We start from the raw sequence: 16803 nt of genomic DNA, 5'->3' as shown, positions 1-16803 counted from the left end.
ACACTTCGCGGATCGAGCCGTGAATGCGTTCGACGAAGCGGTTGAACGCAGTGCCGAGGGTGCCGAATTCGTCATTGTTCTGGATGGTCAGGCGCTTGGTCAGGTCGCCTTCGCCGTCGGCGATATCAGCCATGGCGCGGGTCATGAGGTGCAATGGCTGAATCAGAATGCGGATCAACATGCCCAGCAGGGCGATGATGATGGCCACGGCAATGACGGTCGCAACGACCGCCGAGGTGCGGAACTTGCTGAGCATCGAGTAGGCTTTTTCCTTGTCGACCGAAACACCGATGTACCAGTTGACCGATGACAAGCCTTTGATCGGGGTGAAGGTCACGATGCGGGTTTTGCCGTCGACCTGGATTTCGCTCATTGTGCTGCTGATGGCCGGGGTGTCTTGCGGGTAGACATCCTTGAGCATCTTCATCGCCAGCGCTTTGTCGGGATGTACCAGGATCTTGCCGTCGGAACTGACCAGGAAGGCATACCCCATGCCGTCGAAGTCCAGCGTGCCAAGGCTGTCGGCGATCACCTGCAAGCTCAGGTCGCCACCGACCACGCCGATGTTCTGGCCGTCCTTGATAACGCTGTCGACAATGGAAATCACCAGTTGGCCGGAGGCCAGGTCGATATAAGGCTCGGTTAATGCCGAACCGCTGCTGCCTTGCGCGCTCTTGTACCAAGGGCGTGCACGGGGGTCATAGCCATCGGGCATCTTGCTGTCGGGGCGAATGATGAAAGAGCCATCCTTGTTGCCGAGGTAGGCGCCCATGAAGGTCGAGGTCACGGCTTTTTGTACCAGCAGCCTGGAAACGTTGTCCGCATCGGGGTTGAGCGCGACAGTTTGTGACAGGTTTTCAATCAGCAGGCTGCGCCCGTTCAACCAGGTCTGGATATTGTTGGCGGTCACTGCGCCCATTTCCTGCAGATAATTTTCCAGGTTTTCGCGAATGGCATTGCGCTGCAAATAGTCGTTGTACAGCGTGAATGAGGCGAAGGCGGCAATCACAATGAGGGCGGCGGCAAGCAGGATTTTATGGCTGAAACGCAGATTTTTGTTCATGGCTTGGGGTTCCGCTAAGGTCTTAATGTCCAGCGCGTGCTTTTATAAAGGGGCGCACAACGGGCAAGGTTGAAAGCAAGTGAATTTTCCGACTCTCCTTAGGGAAATTTCTGACCAGATCGTGTCTGACTGCTTTGTCAGTTATCTCTATCGGCCGTGTAGGACCAAAGATTAATCATGGGTGACCAAATGCCTGACTCTCTGCAACTCGTTATCGGCGCCGATCTCAAAGGGCAGTCGATTGCCCAGGCCATGCGCCTGGCGAACCGCCACGGTTTGATCGCGGGAGCGACCGGCACTGGCAAAACCGTCACTTTGCAACGATTGGCCGAAGCCTTCAGCGATGCCGGCGTGGCGGTGTTCGCCGCTGACATCAAGGGTGACCTGTGCGGCCTCGGCGCCGCCGGCAATCCCCAGGGCAAGATCGCCGAGCGGATTGCCGGGATGCCCTGGCTCAACCACAAGCCTCAGGCTTATCCGGTGACGTTGTGGGACGTACACGGTCAGTCCGGTCATCCTTTGCGCACAACCTTGAGTGAAATGGGGCCGCTACTGCTAGGCAGCCTGCTGGAACTGACCGACAGTCAGCAGTCGGCGCTGTACGCCGCGTTCAAGGTGGCGGACCGCGAAGGCCTGTTGTTGCTCGATCTCAAGGATCTGAAGGCGCTGCTCAATCACCTGCGGGACAACCCCCAGTTGCTGGGTGACGATGCGGCATTGATGACCACCGGCTCCAGTCAGGCATTGCTGCGGCGTCTGGCGACCCTGGAGCAACAGGGCGCCGAAGCCCTGTTCGGCGAGCCGGCGCTGCAACTCGAAGACATCCTCCAGCCCACTGCGGACGGTCGTGGGCGCATTCATTTGCTGGATGCCAGCCGTCTGGTGCATGAAGCGCCGAAAGTCTACGCGACGTTCCTGCTGTGGCTGCTGGCCGAGCTGTTCGAGCAGTTGCCGGAGCGTGGCGATGCCGACAAACCGTTGCTGGCGCTGTTTTTCGACGAGGCTCACTTGTTGTTCAACGGTACGCCCCAGGCGTTGCGCGATCGTCTGGAGCAGGTGGTGCGGCTGATTCGATCGAAAGGCGTGGGCGTGTATTTCGTCACCCAATCGCCGGGTGACCTGCCGGATGATGTGCTCGCGCAGTTGGGCTTGCGCATCCAGCATGGCTTGCGTGCGTTCACCGCCAAGGAGCAGAAGTCCCTGCGCGCGGTGGCCGAAGGTTTCCGGCCGAATCCGGCGTTCGATACGTTGTCGGTGCTGACCGAGCTCGGGATCGGCGAGGCGCTGGTCGGCACCTTGCAGGAAAAAGGCACGCCGGAGATGGTCCAGCGGGTGCTGGTAGCGCCGCCGCAATCGCGGATCGGGCCTTTGGCCGACGCCGAGCGCACGGCGCTGATTGCCGGTTCGCCGTTGCAGGGGCGTTATGACAAGCCGATTGACCGTGAATCGGCCTATGAGGTGCTGATGGGGCGCAAGGGGTTGGCACCTGAACCCGAAGCGGAGCAGGGCAAACAGGATCCGAGCTTCACCGAGCAGGCCGGAGAGTTTCTTGGAACCGCGGCGGGTCAGGCCTTGAAATCAGCGATGCGACAGGCGGCGAATCAGCTTGGGCGACAGTTGGTGCGCGGCTTGATGGGCTCGTTGCTGGGCAGCAAAAAACGCCGCTGAAAGCAAAAGATCGCAGCCTTCGGCAGCTCCTACATTTAAATTTGCGAGCAACCCGTAGGAGCTGCCGAAGGCTCGGGCCGCGTTCGGACGATCCTTTGATCCTTCTTCTAGCCCTTTACTTTGGCGTGCGCTGCCAACCGCTCCAGTGCCGCCCGCAAATTCGGGTCGCTGATGCCATCGGCCGTGGCCTGAATGGTCGCTGCCGCGTCGTTGGACAAATCCATGGTATGCCCGGCCGCACCTTGCTGAACGGTCGGCGGTTGAACTTTGAACAGGATCCGGGTCAGATTGGCAAACTCGTCGAACAGTTGCAGTTGCCGTTGCAGGCGCTTCTGCTGGTAGCGCAGGCGGGTTGCCCAATGACCGTCGGTGACAATCAGCAACAAACTGCCTTCGCGCCAGGAGGCCACGTGGCAATGCTCGCGAGCGGCGGGTTGCAATTGGCTTTCGAGTAAACGCTGCAGATGACCCAGGCGTTGAGCGTGGCCGAGAATGGCTTTCAGCGGCTTGGCTTCGCGTAGTAGAACGGCAGGTACTTTGGCCGTAAGTGGGCGAAACGCCATGATCAGACACCTGAAGTAACAGAGGCGCCATGGTAGCAGAAAGCACCGGATGCACCCGCCCATTGCTTTTGTGGGTGCTTTGCCCATTAAATCAACAACTAACTTCTGCCTTGAACGGCTTGAAGTTGAGCAAAACGCCCTTATTTTAAGTGAGCCCCGTCAAAGCGCTGTGCCAGCATCGTGGAATATCGCCACTTTCCTCTCCATCGTTTCCGGGTAGAATGCTCGTTCGCATGCGGCCATGAGGGCTGCACGGGCGACTCACGGGGCCGCCCTCCATCCCTTTAGTGTGGAAGATCCTGCCGATATGTTTGCGCCTTTGTTAAAGAAACTTTTTGGAAGCAAGAATGAGCGTGAAGTCAAACGCATGCTCAAGACGGTGCAACTCGTCAATGCCTTCGAAGAGCGAATGGTGGCCCTTTCGGACGATCAATTGCGTGCCAAGACCAGCGAGTTCAAGGCCCGCCTCGCCAAAGGGGAAACCCTCGACCAACTGCTGCCAGAAGCCTTTGCGGTCGCCCGCGAAGCCGGCAAGCGTGTCATGGGCATGCGCCACTTCGATGTCCAGCTGATCGGCGGCATGACCTTGCATGAAGGCATGATCGCGGAAATGCGTACCGGTGAAGGCAAGACCCTGGTGGCAACACTGGGCGTTTACCTCAACGCGCTGTCCGGCAACGGTGTGCACGTTGTGACGGTGAACGACTACCTGGCCCGCCGTGACGCCAACTGGATGCGCCCGCTGTATGAATTCCTCGGCCTGACGGTCGGCGTGGTCACGCCGTTCCAGCCGCCGGAAGAGAAGCGCGCGGCCTACGCCGCCGACATCACCTACGGCACCAACAACGAATTCGGTTTCGATTACCTGCGCGACAACATGGCGTTCAGCATGGAAGAAAAATTCCAGCGCGAACTCAATTTTGCCGTGATCGACGAAGTCGACTCCATCCTCATCGACGAAGCCCGTACGCCGCTGATCATCTCCGGTCAGGCCGAGGACAGCTCCAAGCTGTACATCGAGGTCAACAAGCTGATCCCGACGCTTGAGTTGCACATCGAAGAAGTGGAAGGCGAAGTCACCAAGGCCGGCCACTACACCGTTGACGAGAAGACCCGCCAGGTCGAACTCAACGAAGCCGGTCACCAGTTCGTCGAAGAAACGCTGACCCGCATCGGCCTGCTGGCTGAAGGCGAGAGCCTGTACTCGGCGCATAACCTGAGCCTGCTGACTCACGTTTACGCCGGCCTGCGCGCGCACAAGCTGTTCCATCGCAACGTCGAATACATCGTGCAGGACGGTCAGGTCGTACTGGTCGACGAGCACACCGGCCGTACCATGCCGGGCCGCCGCTTGTCCGAAGGCCTGCACCAGGCCATCGAAGCCAAGGAAAACCTGAACATCCAGGCCGAAAGCCAGACGCTGGCGTCGACCACCTTCCAGAACTACTTCCGTCTGTACAACAAGCTGTCCGGCATGACCGGTACGGCCGACACCGAAGCATTCGAGTTCCACCAGATCTATGGCCTGCAGGTCATGGTGATTCCACCGAACAAGCCGCTGGCCCGAAAAGACTACAACGACCTGGTGTTCCTGACCGCCGACGAGAAATACGCGGCAATCGTGGCCGACATCAAGGAAAGCATGGCCGCGGGCCGTCCGGTTCTGGTCGGTACCGCCACCATTGAAACCTCCGAGCACATGTCCAGCCTGCTCGTGAAGGAAGGCATCGAACACAAGGTCCTGAACGCCAAGTTCCACGAAAAGGAAGCCGAGATCATTGCCCAGGCCGGTCGCCCGGGCGCACTGACCATCGCCACCAACATGGCCGGTCGTGGTACCGACATCCTCTTGGGCGGTAACTGGGAAGTGGAAGTGGCTTCCCTGGAAAACCCGACCCCTGAGCAGATTGCCCAGATCAAGGCCGACTGGCAGAAGCGTCACCAGCAAGTGCTCGAATCGGGCGGTTTGCAGGTGATTGCGTCCGAGCGTCACGAATCGCGCCGTATCGATAACCAGCTGCGTGGTCGTGCCGGTCGCCAGGGCGACGCCGGTTCCAGCCGTTTCTACCTGTCGCTGGAAGACAGCCTGATGCGCATCTTCGCCTCTGACCGGGTGAAGAACTTCATGAAGGCCCTGGGCATGCAGCCTGGCGAAGCGATCGAGCACCGCATGGTGACCAACGCCATCGAAAAGGCTCAGCGCAAGGTTGAAGGTCGTAACTTCGACATTCGTAAACAACTGCTCGAGTTCGACGACGTCAACAACGAACAGCGTAAAGTGATCTATCACATGCGTAACACGTTGCTGGCTGCCGACAACATCGGTGAGACCATCGCTGACTTCCGTCAGGACGTGCTCGACGCCACTGTCAGCGCACACATTCCTCCTCAATCGCTGCCTGAACAGTGGGATGTGGCGGGCCTGGAAGCGGCGCTGCAGAGCGATTTCGGTGTCACGCTGCCGATTCAGCAATGGCTCGACGAAGACGATCACCTGTACGAAGAAACCCTGCGCGAAAAGCTGATGCAAGAGCTCGTGGCAGCGTACAACGAGAAAGAAGACCAGGCGGGCGCCGAAGCGCTGCGCACTTTCGAGAAGCAAATCGTTCTGCGCGTACTGGACGACCTGTGGAAAGACCACCTGTCGACCATGGATCACCTGCGTCACGGCATCCACTTGCGTGGTTATGCCCAGAAGAACCCGAAGCAGGAATACAAGCGCGAGTCGTTCACCCTGTTCTCCGAGTTGCTGGATTCGATCAAGCGCGATTCGATCCGTGTGTTGTCCCACGTTCAGGTTCGTCGTGAAGATCCGATCGAGGAAGAGCAGCGCCTGCGCCAGGAAGCCGAGGCATTGGCCGCTCGCATGCAGTTCCTGCATGAAGAGGCTCCAGGCCTTGAGCAACCGGAAGTGTTGGGCGAAGAGGTCGATGTTGCCCTCGCTGCCGCGCCGGTTCGCAACGAGCAGAAGCTGGGTCGCAACGAGCTGTGCTACTGCGGTTCGGGCAAGAAGTTCAAGCATTGCCACGGGCAGATCCAGTAAACCCGTTTCAAACGCTGAAATACCCGCGCCGCGACCGGCTTCTGCCGTCGCGGCGTTTTACCATTCGAACCACCGTTCTGCTGAAGCGGTGCTGACATCATCTATAAAGGAGCGCATTCATGGCTGTTGGTCTTGGTCCTTTGCCAACGTTGCACCCGGTTGCCGGTTTTGAACTCGGTATCGCCTCGGCCGGCATCAAGCGCCCGGGGCGCAAGGATGTTGTGGTCATGCGCTGTGTTGAAGGCTCCACGGTTGCCGGCGTGTTCACCTTGAACGCTTTTTGCGCCGCACCGGTGATCCTGGCCAAACAGCGTGTACAAGGCCCGGTGCGTTACCTGCTGACCAATACCGGCAATGCCAACGCCGGCACCGGTGAACCTGGCCTGGCGGCCGCCGAGCGCACTTGCGCCAAGTTGGCGGAACTGACCGGTGTCGATGCCAGCCAGGTGCTGCCGTACTCCACCGGTGTGATCGGCGAGCCGTTGCCGGTCGAGAAAATCGAAGGTGCGCTGCAAGCTGCCCTCGATGATCTGTCGATCCACAACTGGGAAGCTGCCGCCACCGGCATCATGACCACCGACACCCTGCCCAAAGGTGCCAGCCGTCAGTTCCAGCATGACGGTGTGACCATCACCGTTACCGGCATCAGTAAAGGCGCCGGCATGATTCGCCCGAACATGGCGACCATGCTCGGCTACATCGCCACTGACGCCAAGGTTTCCCGCGATGTGTTGCAAAACCTGATGCTCGATGGCGCCAACAAGTCGTTCAACCGCATCACCATCGATGGTGATACCTCGACCAACGACTGCTGCATGCTGATTGCCACCGGTCAGGCCGCGCTGCCGGAAATCACCCGCGCCGAAGGCGAGTTGTTCATCAAGTTGAAGCAGGCGGTGTTCGAAGTGTGCATGGACGTGGCCCAGGCCATCGTTCGCGATGGTGAAGGCGCGACCAAGTTCGTGACCGTTGAAGTCAATGGCGGCGGCAATCACCAGGAGTGCCTGGACGTTGGCTACACCGTGGCCCACTCGCCACTGATCAAGACTGCATTGTTTGCGTCCGACCCGAACTGGGGCCGTATCCTGGCCGCTGTCGGCCGTGCCGGTGTGCCAAACCTGGACGTGAGCAAGATCGATGTATTCCTTGGCGACGTGTGCATTGCCAGCCGTGGCGCGCGCGCGGCGACCTACACCGAAGCCCAGGGCGCGGCGGTGATGCAGCAGGAAGAAATCACTATCCGCATCGAGCTGGGTCGCGGCGATTGCAGCGAAACCATCTGGACCACCGACCTGTCCCACGAATACGTGAAGATCAACGCCGAGTACCGTACGTAAGATCGAGTCGATCCCATCGCGAGCAGGCTCGCTCCCACAGGTTCAGTGGCGTACACGAATGTTGTGTCCAGCGCGGTCACTGTGGGAGCGAGCTTGCTCGCGATGGCGGTTTGCCGGTCAGCCACTAGACTGGCTTGTCCCTAAATCTAAAGGTCCCGAACATGAGCCTGCACCTGATCATCGGCGACAAACTGCATTCCTCCTGGTCCTTGCGCGGGGCCTTGGCCCTCGATCTGGCTGGCGTTTCCTACACCGAAGAACTGATCAAGCTGAACCAGCCGGACACCCGTGAGCGTCTGCTCAAGCATTCGCCGACCGGCAAGGTCCCGCTGCTGAAAACCGAACACGGCACCATCGCCGACTCCCTGGCGATTGCCGAATACCTGGCCGAACAGTTTCCCGAAGCTAACCTGTGGCCCAAAGACACTGCCGCTCGTGCCCAGGCGCGTTCGGCGTGCGCGCAGATGCACAGTGGCTTTTTCGCCATGCGCGGCAACATGCCGTTCGACCTGAGCCATGACGCAGCGCTGTCGCCGGTCCCGGCCGATGTCCAGGCGGACATCGAGCGCATGTCAGCGTTGTGGGCCGAGTGTCGTGCCGCTGCGACCGAGAGCGGTCCGTACCTGTTTGGCCGCATCACGTTGGCCGACGCGTTCTTTGCACCCATCGCCGTGCGCCTGCGCACCTATCGGGTGAAACTGTCCGCGGCTGACGAAGCCTATGTTGAAACCCTCTACCAATGGCCGGCGTTCAAGGCGTGGCAGAAGACCGGACTGGAGGAGCTGCAAAAGTGAAACGAGTCCATGTCGCCGCCGCCGTCATCCGCGATGGCAGTGGCAAAATCCTCATCGCCCGTCGTGCCGACTCACAGCACCAGGGCGGTCTGTGGGAATTTCCCGGGGGCAAGGTCGAGGCCGACGAGTCGGTCGAAACCGCACTGGCCCGCGAACTCCATGAAGAGCTGGGCATCGTGATCGGCGCGGCGCGCCCGCTGATCAAGATTCGGCACGATTACCCGGACAAACAGGTGTTGCTGGATGTCTGGGAAGTCTCGGCGTTTACCGGCGAGCCCCACGGTGCCGAGGGTCAACCGCTGGCCTGGGTTGCACCTCGTGATTTGTCGAATTACGAGTTCCCGGCGGCCAATCAGCCGATCGTCGCGGCCGCGAAATTACCCGCTCAGTACCTGATTACCCCGCAAGACCTGGAAAGCCCCGCGTTGCTGCGTGGTATTCAGAAGGCCATTGCCGGCGGCATCAAGCTGGTCCAGTTGCGTGCACCGAACGGTTACGATCCGAAATATCGCGACCTGGCTGTCGATGCGGTGGGCCTGTGTGCCGGTAAGGCTCAGTTGATGATCAAAGGGCCGTTCGAATGGCTGGGCGACTTCCCGTCCGCGGGTTGGCACATTACCTCGGCGCAGCTGCGCAAATACGCAGCGGCTGGCCGACCGCTACCGGCGTCGCGCTGGCTGGCGGCCTCGTGCCATAACGCTGAAGAGCTGGCACTGGCCGAACAGATGGGGGTGGACTTTGTGACCCTGTCGCCGGTTCAACCTACCCTGACTCATCCTGGCGCCGAACCGTTGGGTTGGGAGCAGGCATCGAGCCTGATCGACGGATTCAGCAAGCCGGTGTTCCTGCTCGGAGGTGTTGGCCCGGCTGAGGTCGAGAAAGCCTGGGCGGCGGGTGCGCAGGGGGTGGCGGGGATTCGGGCGTTTTGGCCTGAGAGTTGATTCTCTAGCGAACCTACTGGCCTCATCGCGAGCAAGCTCGCTCCCACAGTGGATGTGTGGCGCTCACAAAACTTGTGGGAGCGAGCTTGCTCGCGATGAGGACCTTGCAGGCGCCGGCTAAACCTCAGGCTTCGCCGCCGGCTGCCAAAGAATCTCGGCAATTCCCTGACGCTTGGCAATCAGCCGCGCCGCCACAAACAACAGATCCGACAACCGATTGATGTACGCCAGGCCAACCCCGGCCAATGGCTCAATCGCATTCAATTGCTGACACCGCCGCTCGGCACTGCGGGCAAGGCTGCGGCAGACATGAGCCTGGGCAATCAGCGCCGAACCGCCGGGCAAGATGAAATTTTCCAGCGGTCCCAACTCTTCATTCCACACATCGATCGCGGCTTCCAGGCGTTCGATTTCCGCTGCATTCAACGCCTGATACACCGGCATCGCCAGTTCGCCACCGAGGTCGAACAATCGGTGCTGGCAAGGCGCCAAAACATCGATCACTTCCTGAAAGCCTGCAAAGGTGTGCGTTTGCGCCGCCAATCCGGCCAGCAATACGCCCACCTGACTGTTCAGCGTATCGACTTCGCCAATGGCCTCGATCCGCGGGTGATCCTTGGGTACGCGACGGCCATCGCCCAGCCCGGTCTCGCCTTTGTCGCCAGTGCGGGTGTAAATCTTCGACAAACGAAAGCCCATGGTTACCTCGATAGCAGATTGAGTTGTTGCGAGACAGGTGGCGTGCTCGCCAGGGGCAGGCGCAAGGTGAAGCATGTGCCTTGACCCGGGGTCGATTGCACTTCCATCTGCCCCTTGTGGTTGTTGGTGATGATGAAGTACGACACCGACAGCCCAAGTCCGGTGCCCTGGCCGATCTCCTTGGTGGTGAAGAACGGTTCGAAGGTCCGTTTGCGCACGCTTTCGCTCATGCCGATGCCATTGTCCTCGACCTGAATTTCCGCCCACGGCGGATTCAGCCTGGTGCGCAGAATGATCCGTCCCGGCTCGCTGCCGTCTTCACGCTGGTGAATGGCTTGCGCGGCGTTTTTCAACAGGTTGAGCAGCACTTGCTCCAGTTCGTTGGCGGTGCCGGGGACCGGGCCCAGCGCCGGATCGAACTGGCGAATGATGGCCTGGCCCTTGAAATCGAAGCCGATCGCCAGGTCGAAGTCGTTACTGGCGATCTCCACCGCTTGGTCGATCAGGGCGGGCAGATCGCACGGAGCCATCTGGCGGGTGCTGCGACGGCTGAAGCTGAGCATGTGGGTGACGATTTTGGCGGCCCGGGCACCGGCCTGCTGGATGCCGTCGAGCAACTGCGGCACTTCGCGGTTTTGCAGATACTGATTGACCGTCGTCAGTTCGATGCCGGCCTGTTCGGCCACTTCAAGGTTCTTCGGCAGATCGGGGGACAGGCGTCGGCGAATGTTTTGCACGTTGTGCAGGATCGCACCCAGCGGGTTGTTGATTTCGTGGGCCATGCCGGCGGCAAGGCCACCAACAGAAAGCATTTTCTCCGACTGTACCATCATCTCTTCCAGGGACAGGCGCTGGGTGATGTCGTCGATCCGGATCACTACGCCACGCCCGGCGCCGCCCATCAATGGATAAAAGGTCAGGGCATAGTGGCGGGGCTCGTCATCCTTGAGCCAGGTGACACGTTCGATTTTGGCCACCGTATGCTGCTCGACCGTTTGCTTGAGTTGTGGCAAGAACGGCTTGAGCGGTTCGAAGGCGAGGAAGATGGGCTGGTTCAGGGCTTCGTCGAGGCGCGTACCGGAAAGTGCGCTGGCTTCCTGGTTCCACTGCGTCACGTAAAGCTGTTCGTCGAGGGCGATCAGTGCCGACGGCATGGAGTCGATGATGCTGTTGAGGTAGTTCTGGAAGCCGGTGAGCTTTTTCTCGATCTTGCTGCGCACCTGGACTTCAAGCTCCAGTTTGCGGTTGGTGTGCCGGGTTTCTTCCGCCAGACCCTGGGCCTGGTCGTAGGCTGCCTGGGAGTCGTCCCGGGCCCGCTTGAGTTGCTGCTCCCGGGCCTCGATTCGCGAAAGCATGGTGTTGAACGCCTCGGCGAGGCTGCCGATTTCATCGTGGTTTCCTCGCGAAGCACGCAGTGCGTAGTTTTCTTCACGGGTTACCTGCCGGGACAACTCTTCGAGTTGGTGGATCGGCCGGGTAATCAGGCGCTTGATCTGGCGGGCAATGATCAGCCACAGCAGCACGCTGAAGATCAGAATGCCCAGGCTGGCCGTCAGGGTCCCGGTGTAGAACGCCACGGGCAGTTCGCTCGTGGCCACCAACAGCAGGTGCCCTGGTGCAGTGCCGGGGCGGGGCAGGGTGATGACTTGATTGGTGCGAAACTCGGTGGCCTGCCAGTCTTCGATATGCCGGAAACGCTTCGGCAGTTCCAGGTTGTCGCCATGCTGCAATTGCGCCAATTGCTCGCCCTTTGCGTCATACAGGACTGCCGCGCGCAACGGCGAATAGCTGTTGAGTTCGTTTAGCAGGCGCTCGGCGCTTTGTGGTGACTCCAGGGCTTCGGAGGCCAGGCTCGGGTTGGATATCAGCCGGCCGATGGTCTGCAGGGCCTGGGGTGCCATGCTTTCCTGGGAGATGTAGTACGCGGCGCTGATAAAGGTCAGGTTGGCAACCAGCAGGACGGTGACCATCAGTACCAGCAGGGCGGCTAGCAGTTTCTGGCCGACGGGCAGGTTTTCAAGGCGCTGGCGCAATGGCATCGGATTCATCGCTGAAAAGGAACAAGTGGCCAGCGTAGCCGCTGCTCAGTCACTGGGCAATCCAAGGCTTTGCAGGCGAGCGATCAACCTTGACTCAAGCTGATTGAGGTGAGGCAGGTTCAATTGATGACGCCCGGCCACTTTGCAGGCGTAGCCCAACAGGTAGCTGATTTCTGTGCGGCGCTGGTTTGTGACGTCCTGATGCATCGAGGAGTAGTTGGCTGCGGTGGCGTGAATCACCCGTTCGACTTCCTGTTGCAGGTTTTCGGCCGCTGCCGGCTGACCACAACGCTCAAGCAACTCCACCAGTTCGCCGCACAGAGTAGCGACTTCGCAGTGATGTTGCTGCAAACCGCCGTTGCGGCAATCGTGCAGCACCGTCAGCGGATTGATCGCACAGTTAAGGGCGAGTTTGCGCCATAACCTGGTCAGGATTTCGGTGCTCCACTCGTGGGGGATGCCGGCAGCGCTCAGGTCATCGAGCCAGATCGGCGCCACCGGATGGCTCGCATCCCCCAGCCAGGTGAAGCCATGCCCGGCAAACACCACGCGCCAATCGCCATCGCGGAAGGCGCCTTCGGTGCTCGATGCATAGATGCAGCGTGCCTGAGGCACCTGTGCCGCCACCGCGTCCTGACTGCCCAGGCCATTTTGCAGCAGGATCAGTTCGGCACCTGGGGCCAGACGTGGCGCCAGTCGGGCCACCGCGCCTTCGGTATCGTAGGCCTTGCACGCCACCAGCAGGCGGTTGATCGGTTGGGTGCTGTCGGCTGTCTCGGCGGGCACGGCATAGTGTTGCGCCTCGCCGTGTTCCACCAGTGTCAATCCACCGACCGCCTCATAGGCCTGCAGCCTCGCGGTGTCCCGCAGGATCAGCCTCACCGGCACTCCAGTCCGTGCCAGACGTGTCGCCCATAAAGTGCCGAGGCTGCCGGCGCCCAGAACATGCCAGGTGGTAGACATCAGCTTTTTGCTCTGTTTAAGGCGTGCATCGGCAGCTCACAGTGAATGATGGGAAAGACCCGTTATAATCAGCGCGGATTTTAACCGCAAGCCAGGCGTGCTCCATCAGTGCGCCTTTAAATTTGGAGAGATTACATGCCGTCGTTCGACGTGGTATCCGAACTGGACAAACACGAAGTCACCAACGCGGTCGAGAACGCCGTCAAGGAACTCGATCGTCGTTATGACCTGAAAGGCAAAGGCAGCTTCGAGTTCAAGGAAAAAGACCTGACCGTCAACCTGACCGCGGAAGCGGATTTCCAGCTCGAAGCGATGATTGAGATCCTCAAGCTGGCGCTGGTCAAGCGCAAAATCGACGTGCAGTGCCTTGAAGTCAAGGACGCGTTCGCGTCGGGCAAGCTGATGAAACAGGAAGCCGTCCTCAAGGAAGGTATCGACAAGGAACTGGCGAAGAAAATCGTCGCTCACGTCAAAGATGCCAAGCTCAAGGTCCAGGCTGCCATTCAGGGCGAGCAGGTTCGTATTACCGGCAAGAAGCGTGACGACCTGCAAGAAGCCATTGCGGTGCTACGGGCCAAGGAATTCGGTATGCCACTGCAGTTCAACAACTTCCGCGACTGACCCTTGAAAGCGGGAACCTCTTGGCGTTTGCGACGTCGGAGGCCCAAGCAACGGCAGAAACGATTGAGCCCGTCGCGGCTCGATCTTTCTGCCGCTTTTTTTACGCATGCCGGGTAGCCGGAAACAGGAGAGAGTAGATGGACTTAAATGCCGAGGTAGACAATCTGGTCAAGGTATCCCAAACCTGGATCCCGATGATCATGGAATACGGCAGCCGTGTACTGCTGGCGGTCATCACCCTGGCCATCGGCTGGTGGCTGATCAACAAGGTCACGAAAAAGCTCGGCGGCCTGATTGCATTGCGTAATGCCGACCTGGCGCTGCAAGGCTTTATCAGCAGCTTGGCAAACATCATCCTCAAGATCCTGCTGATCGTCAGCGTGGCCTCGATGATCGGCGTGGAAACCACTTCGTTTGTCGCGGCGATTGGTGCGGCAGGCCTGGCCATTGGCTTGGCCTTGCAGGGCAGCTTGGCGAACTTCGCCGGCGGCGTGCTGATTCTGTTGTTCCGCCCGTTTCGTATCGGTGACTGGATCGAGGCTCAGGGTGTCGCCGGTACTGTCGACAGCATCCAGATTTTCCATACCGTACTGCGCACCGGTGACAACAAAACTATCATCGTGCCCAACGGTAATCTGTCGAACGGCATTATCACCAACACCAATCGTCAGCCGACCCGCAAAGTGGTGTTTGATGTAGGCGTCGATTACGAAGCGGACTTGCAGAAAGCCCGAGAAGTGTTGCTGGAACTGGCCAAGGATCCGCGTGTATTGATTGACCCGGCACCTCAGGCAGTCATTTCGACATTGGGTGACAGTTCTATCACTGTCTCCCTGCGTGTCTGGGTGAAGACGGCGGATTATTGGGAAGTGATGTTCATGTTCAACGAACTGTCCCGTGATCGTCTGAGAGAGGCCGGCATCGATATTCCATTTCCACAGCGGGTTATTCGCGTGGTTCAGGAGTCGGCGGTGCAGTAAGAGGTGTGCGGTTAGTGCCTGACTTCTTGGTCAGGCATGTACTGCAGAGTCTGTTTGGTTAAATGTTGTACAGCAAACAACGAAAAAGGCCCATCCGAAGATGGGCCTTTTTTTGATTACCGCGAACTAACTTTCTGCGATTACAGAATGTTGAGCGGGTAGTCGGTGATCAGGCGGAACTCAGAGATATCGCCTTCGCCTTCGTCAGCATTGGCGGTGTGCCATGCTTGACGGATGCGGAACGACAGATCTTTGGCTGGGCCGGATTGAACGACGTACTTGGCTTCCACGTTGGTTTCGTGGTGTTTGCCGTCTGCACCGTACAGACCGGTGTAGGTGCTGTTCGATGGAGTGTTGGTACCATCGATGTTCCAACCATTCACGTAACGGACCATGAAGCTCAGGCCAGGTACGCCGTACTCGGCCATTTTCAGGTCGTAACGGGCTTGTACCGACTTCTCGCCAGGGGCGTTGAAGTCAGAGTACTGAATGGAGTTGGCGAGGAAGATCGAGTCGCCACCACGGTTGTTGTCACCCACACCGATGTAGTCGAACGGGGTATCGCCGTTGACCTTCTGGAACGCCAGGGTCAGGGTGTGTGCTTTCAGGAACGAGTAAGCAGCGGCCAGGGAGTAGGCGGTGTTGCTGATGTCGCCTGCTTTAGCGTTACCGGTATCCTTGGTGTTGTAGATGTTACCGTCGAAGTTGATCGAGTTATCGCCGCCCAGTGCGAGGGTGTAGTTCGCGTTGGCGTAGTACTGGTTCCAGACGTCTTCGAGCTTGGCACCGTAGAGCGATACGCTCAGGTCCGGGGTAATGCCGTACTTGCCACCGAAGTAGTCGATGGAGTTGGCTGTCACGCCAGCGTAAGTAGCGAACAGTTCGCCGTCACGAGCGTTGCGGTCCTGGCTGGTTGCCGAGTAGAAGTGACCGGCTTCGAGGTCGAGGTCTTTAACTTCGCTGCTCTGCAGCTGGATACCGCTGGCAGTCTGGTGAAGGATACGGGAACCGCCTACAGCGAACACCGGAGAGGTGCTTGGCTGCATGTCGCCGATTTTCAGCTCGGTCTTGGAGATGCGGAACTTGGCGGCAGCGCCGGCTTTGCCCTGGCTGTTGTTGACTTCGCCATCAGAGTCCACGGACATGTTGCCGGAACCTGCATATTTGTCGGAACCGTCCAGCTTAATGGCCAGTTGGCCCCAAGCTTCAACGCCAACACCGATCAGACCTTGGGTGTAGCCCGAGCTGTACATGCCCTGAATGCCCTGGGTCCAGTCTTTGTCATCGACTGCGCCGTTTTTCTTGTTACGGTTGTAGTAGTAGTTGCGAACCAGCAAGTCGAGTTTGCTGTCTTCAACGAAACCTTTGGCTTCGGCCTGGTCGCTTACGAAAGGTGCGGCTACTGCCAACTGAGTACTGGCTGCTGCTGCAACTGCCAGTGCGATCATGCTCCACTTCATCACGCGCATCGTGATTTGCTCCTTTGGTTTTAGAAGAGTACTGCCGTCCCACCTGATTTATTATCTGGGCGGCTCTTTCTTTTTGTGTCGGCGCAAACTTATATCACGCCGACAATGTTGGCGATACTTGCGTATCTAACCTTTCGCCTTCTTTACGACCCTGTCGCAAACAGCGTGGTAGATGTCGCAAATTTTCCGCTCCGACGCAACAGGGCTGACAGCTTTTATGCTGTTTTCTGAGTCTTGGCGCCGGTAAAAAGAGTCCTGGTGAAACGTTTGAATCTCCATCGGGCTACCTTGCCACTATTTTTTTTGCCTGAGGGCCTCCGCTTCCAGCGGGTGTCACATCAGGCGATGTTGGGTATGAATGCAACAAGCGTGCACAAATTCGAATTTTGTTGCAGCTTTTTTCAAAATGATTGTCTGGCGCTGTAAAAACCTCATGAAACCGGGGGGGCAAGCGCGTTTAGTTTGGGCTTGACGCCTTGCCTGGCATCATGTTGCACCCTTCTGGTCGACTGCCTTACAAACAAAAATGTTACCGGTTCACCCCGCCAGTGAGTAGAAGGCGGATGTCGAAGCACTCAGCGTAGACCCACTGTGCGGTTTTGGTGCAAAAAATTTTTTAACCT

Annotated in this window: 12 protein-coding genes and 1 pseudogene; 7 read left to right on the top strand and 6 right to left on the bottom strand. The window is 58.9% G+C overall.

Annotated features, from left to right (window positions below):
- Window positions 1-31 precede the first annotated feature (31 nt).
- Window positions 32-1063 (bottom strand): annotated as a pseudogene (locus AC1DKH_RS10355) (HAMP domain-containing protein); the annotation flags it as partial.
- A gap of 189 nt (window positions 1064-1252) precedes the next feature.
- On the opposite strand from AC1DKH_RS10355, the gene AC1DKH_RS10350 reads away from it, so the two are divergent.
- The gene (locus AC1DKH_RS10350; protein ID WP_477798104.1) at window positions 1253-2731 is read left to right on the top strand and encodes a helicase HerA-like domain-containing protein; all 1479 of its coding nucleotides are present in this window, start codon (window positions 1253-1255) and stop codon (window positions 2729-2731) included.
- Between the two features lie 107 nt (window positions 2732-2838).
- Here the strand turns inward: AC1DKH_RS10350 and AC1DKH_RS10345 are convergent, their stop codons facing one another.
- Window positions 2839-3294: a DUF721 domain-containing protein gene (locus AC1DKH_RS10345; RefSeq protein ID WP_477752539.1), complete on the bottom strand. Its 456-nt coding sequence runs from the start codon at window positions 3292-3294 to the stop codon at window positions 2839-2841.
- Between the two features lie 307 nt (window positions 3295-3601).
- On the opposite strand from AC1DKH_RS10345, the gene secA reads away from it, so the two are divergent.
- The 4 genes from secA (at window position 3602) to AC1DKH_RS10325 (ending at window position 9409) form a co-directional block, all read left to right on the top strand.
- Window positions 3602-6337, top strand: coding sequence for a preprotein translocase subunit SecA (gene secA, locus AC1DKH_RS10340; protein ID WP_477798103.1), 2736 nt, complete (start codon window positions 3602-3604; stop codon window positions 6335-6337).
- Window positions 6338-6456: 119 nt separating this feature from the next.
- Complete coding sequence (gene argJ, locus AC1DKH_RS10335; RefSeq protein ID WP_477798102.1) at window positions 6457-7674, top strand: bifunctional glutamate N-acetyltransferase/amino-acid acetyltransferase ArgJ; 1218 nt, start codon at window positions 6457-6459, stop codon at window positions 7672-7674.
- 161 nt (window positions 7675-7835) lie between these two features.
- Window positions 7836-8468 (top strand): glutathione S-transferase family protein, encoded by a 633-nt coding sequence (locus AC1DKH_RS10330; protein WP_477798101.1) that lies wholly within the window; start codon window positions 7836-7838, stop codon window positions 8466-8468.
- On the top strand, window positions 8465-9409 hold the full coding sequence (locus tag AC1DKH_RS10325; protein ID WP_477798100.1) for a Nudix family hydrolase: 945 nt from the start codon (window positions 8465-8467) through the stop codon (window positions 9407-9409). The genes AC1DKH_RS10330 and AC1DKH_RS10325 overlap by 4 nt, the downstream gene beginning before the upstream one ends.
- Before the next feature lie 117 nt (window positions 9410-9526).
- Here AC1DKH_RS10325 and AC1DKH_RS10320 read toward each other — a convergent pair whose 3' ends face one another.
- From AC1DKH_RS10320 to AC1DKH_RS10310, 3 genes are read right to left on the bottom strand one after another with little or no spacing between them, the layout of a single operon-like run.
- The gene (locus AC1DKH_RS10320) at window positions 9527-10108 is read right to left on the bottom strand and encodes a cob(I)yrinic acid a,c-diamide adenosyltransferase (protein WP_477752534.1); all 582 of its coding nucleotides are present in this window, start codon (window positions 10106-10108) and stop codon (window positions 9527-9529) included.
- A 2-nt stretch (window positions 10109-10110) separates the two neighbouring features.
- Window positions 10111-12147 carry a sensor histidine kinase gene (locus tag AC1DKH_RS10315; protein ID WP_477762772.1) on the bottom strand — a complete coding sequence of 679 codons (2037 nt, stop codon included), beginning with the start codon at window positions 12145-12147 and terminating at the stop codon, window positions 10111-10113.
- A gap of 45 nt (window positions 12148-12192) precedes the next feature.
- Window positions 12193-13110: a putative 2-dehydropantoate 2-reductase gene (locus tag AC1DKH_RS10310; RefSeq protein ID WP_477798099.1), complete on the bottom strand. Its 918-nt coding sequence runs from the start codon at window positions 13108-13110 to the stop codon at window positions 12193-12195.
- Between the two features lie 135 nt (window positions 13111-13245).
- Here AC1DKH_RS10310 and AC1DKH_RS10305 point away from each other — a divergent pair, with 135 nt between their 5' ends.
- Together AC1DKH_RS10305 and AC1DKH_RS10300 are read left to right on the top strand one after the other, a co-directional pair.
- Window positions 13246-13731: a YajQ family cyclic di-GMP-binding protein gene (locus tag AC1DKH_RS10305; RefSeq protein ID WP_007977344.1), complete on the top strand. Its 486-nt coding sequence runs from the start codon at window positions 13246-13248 to the stop codon at window positions 13729-13731.
- Window positions 13732-13868: 137 nt separating this feature from the next.
- Complete coding sequence (locus AC1DKH_RS10300; protein ID WP_477798098.1) at window positions 13869-14711, top strand: mechanosensitive ion channel family protein; 843 nt, start codon at window positions 13869-13871, stop codon at window positions 14709-14711.
- A 140-nt stretch (window positions 14712-14851) separates the two neighbouring features.
- Here the strand turns inward: AC1DKH_RS10300 and AC1DKH_RS10295 are convergent, their stop codons facing one another.
- Window positions 14852-16180, bottom strand: a complete 1329-nt coding sequence (locus AC1DKH_RS10295; RefSeq protein WP_477760015.1) for an OprD family porin — start codon at window positions 16178-16180, stop codon at window positions 14852-14854.
- Window positions 16181-16803 lie beyond the last annotated feature (623 nt).

The organism is Pseudomonas sp. 05L36, from assembly GCF_056398125.1.
Note: the sequence above shows the minus strand (reverse complement) of the source record. Positions and strands in the feature narration are given on the sequence as shown.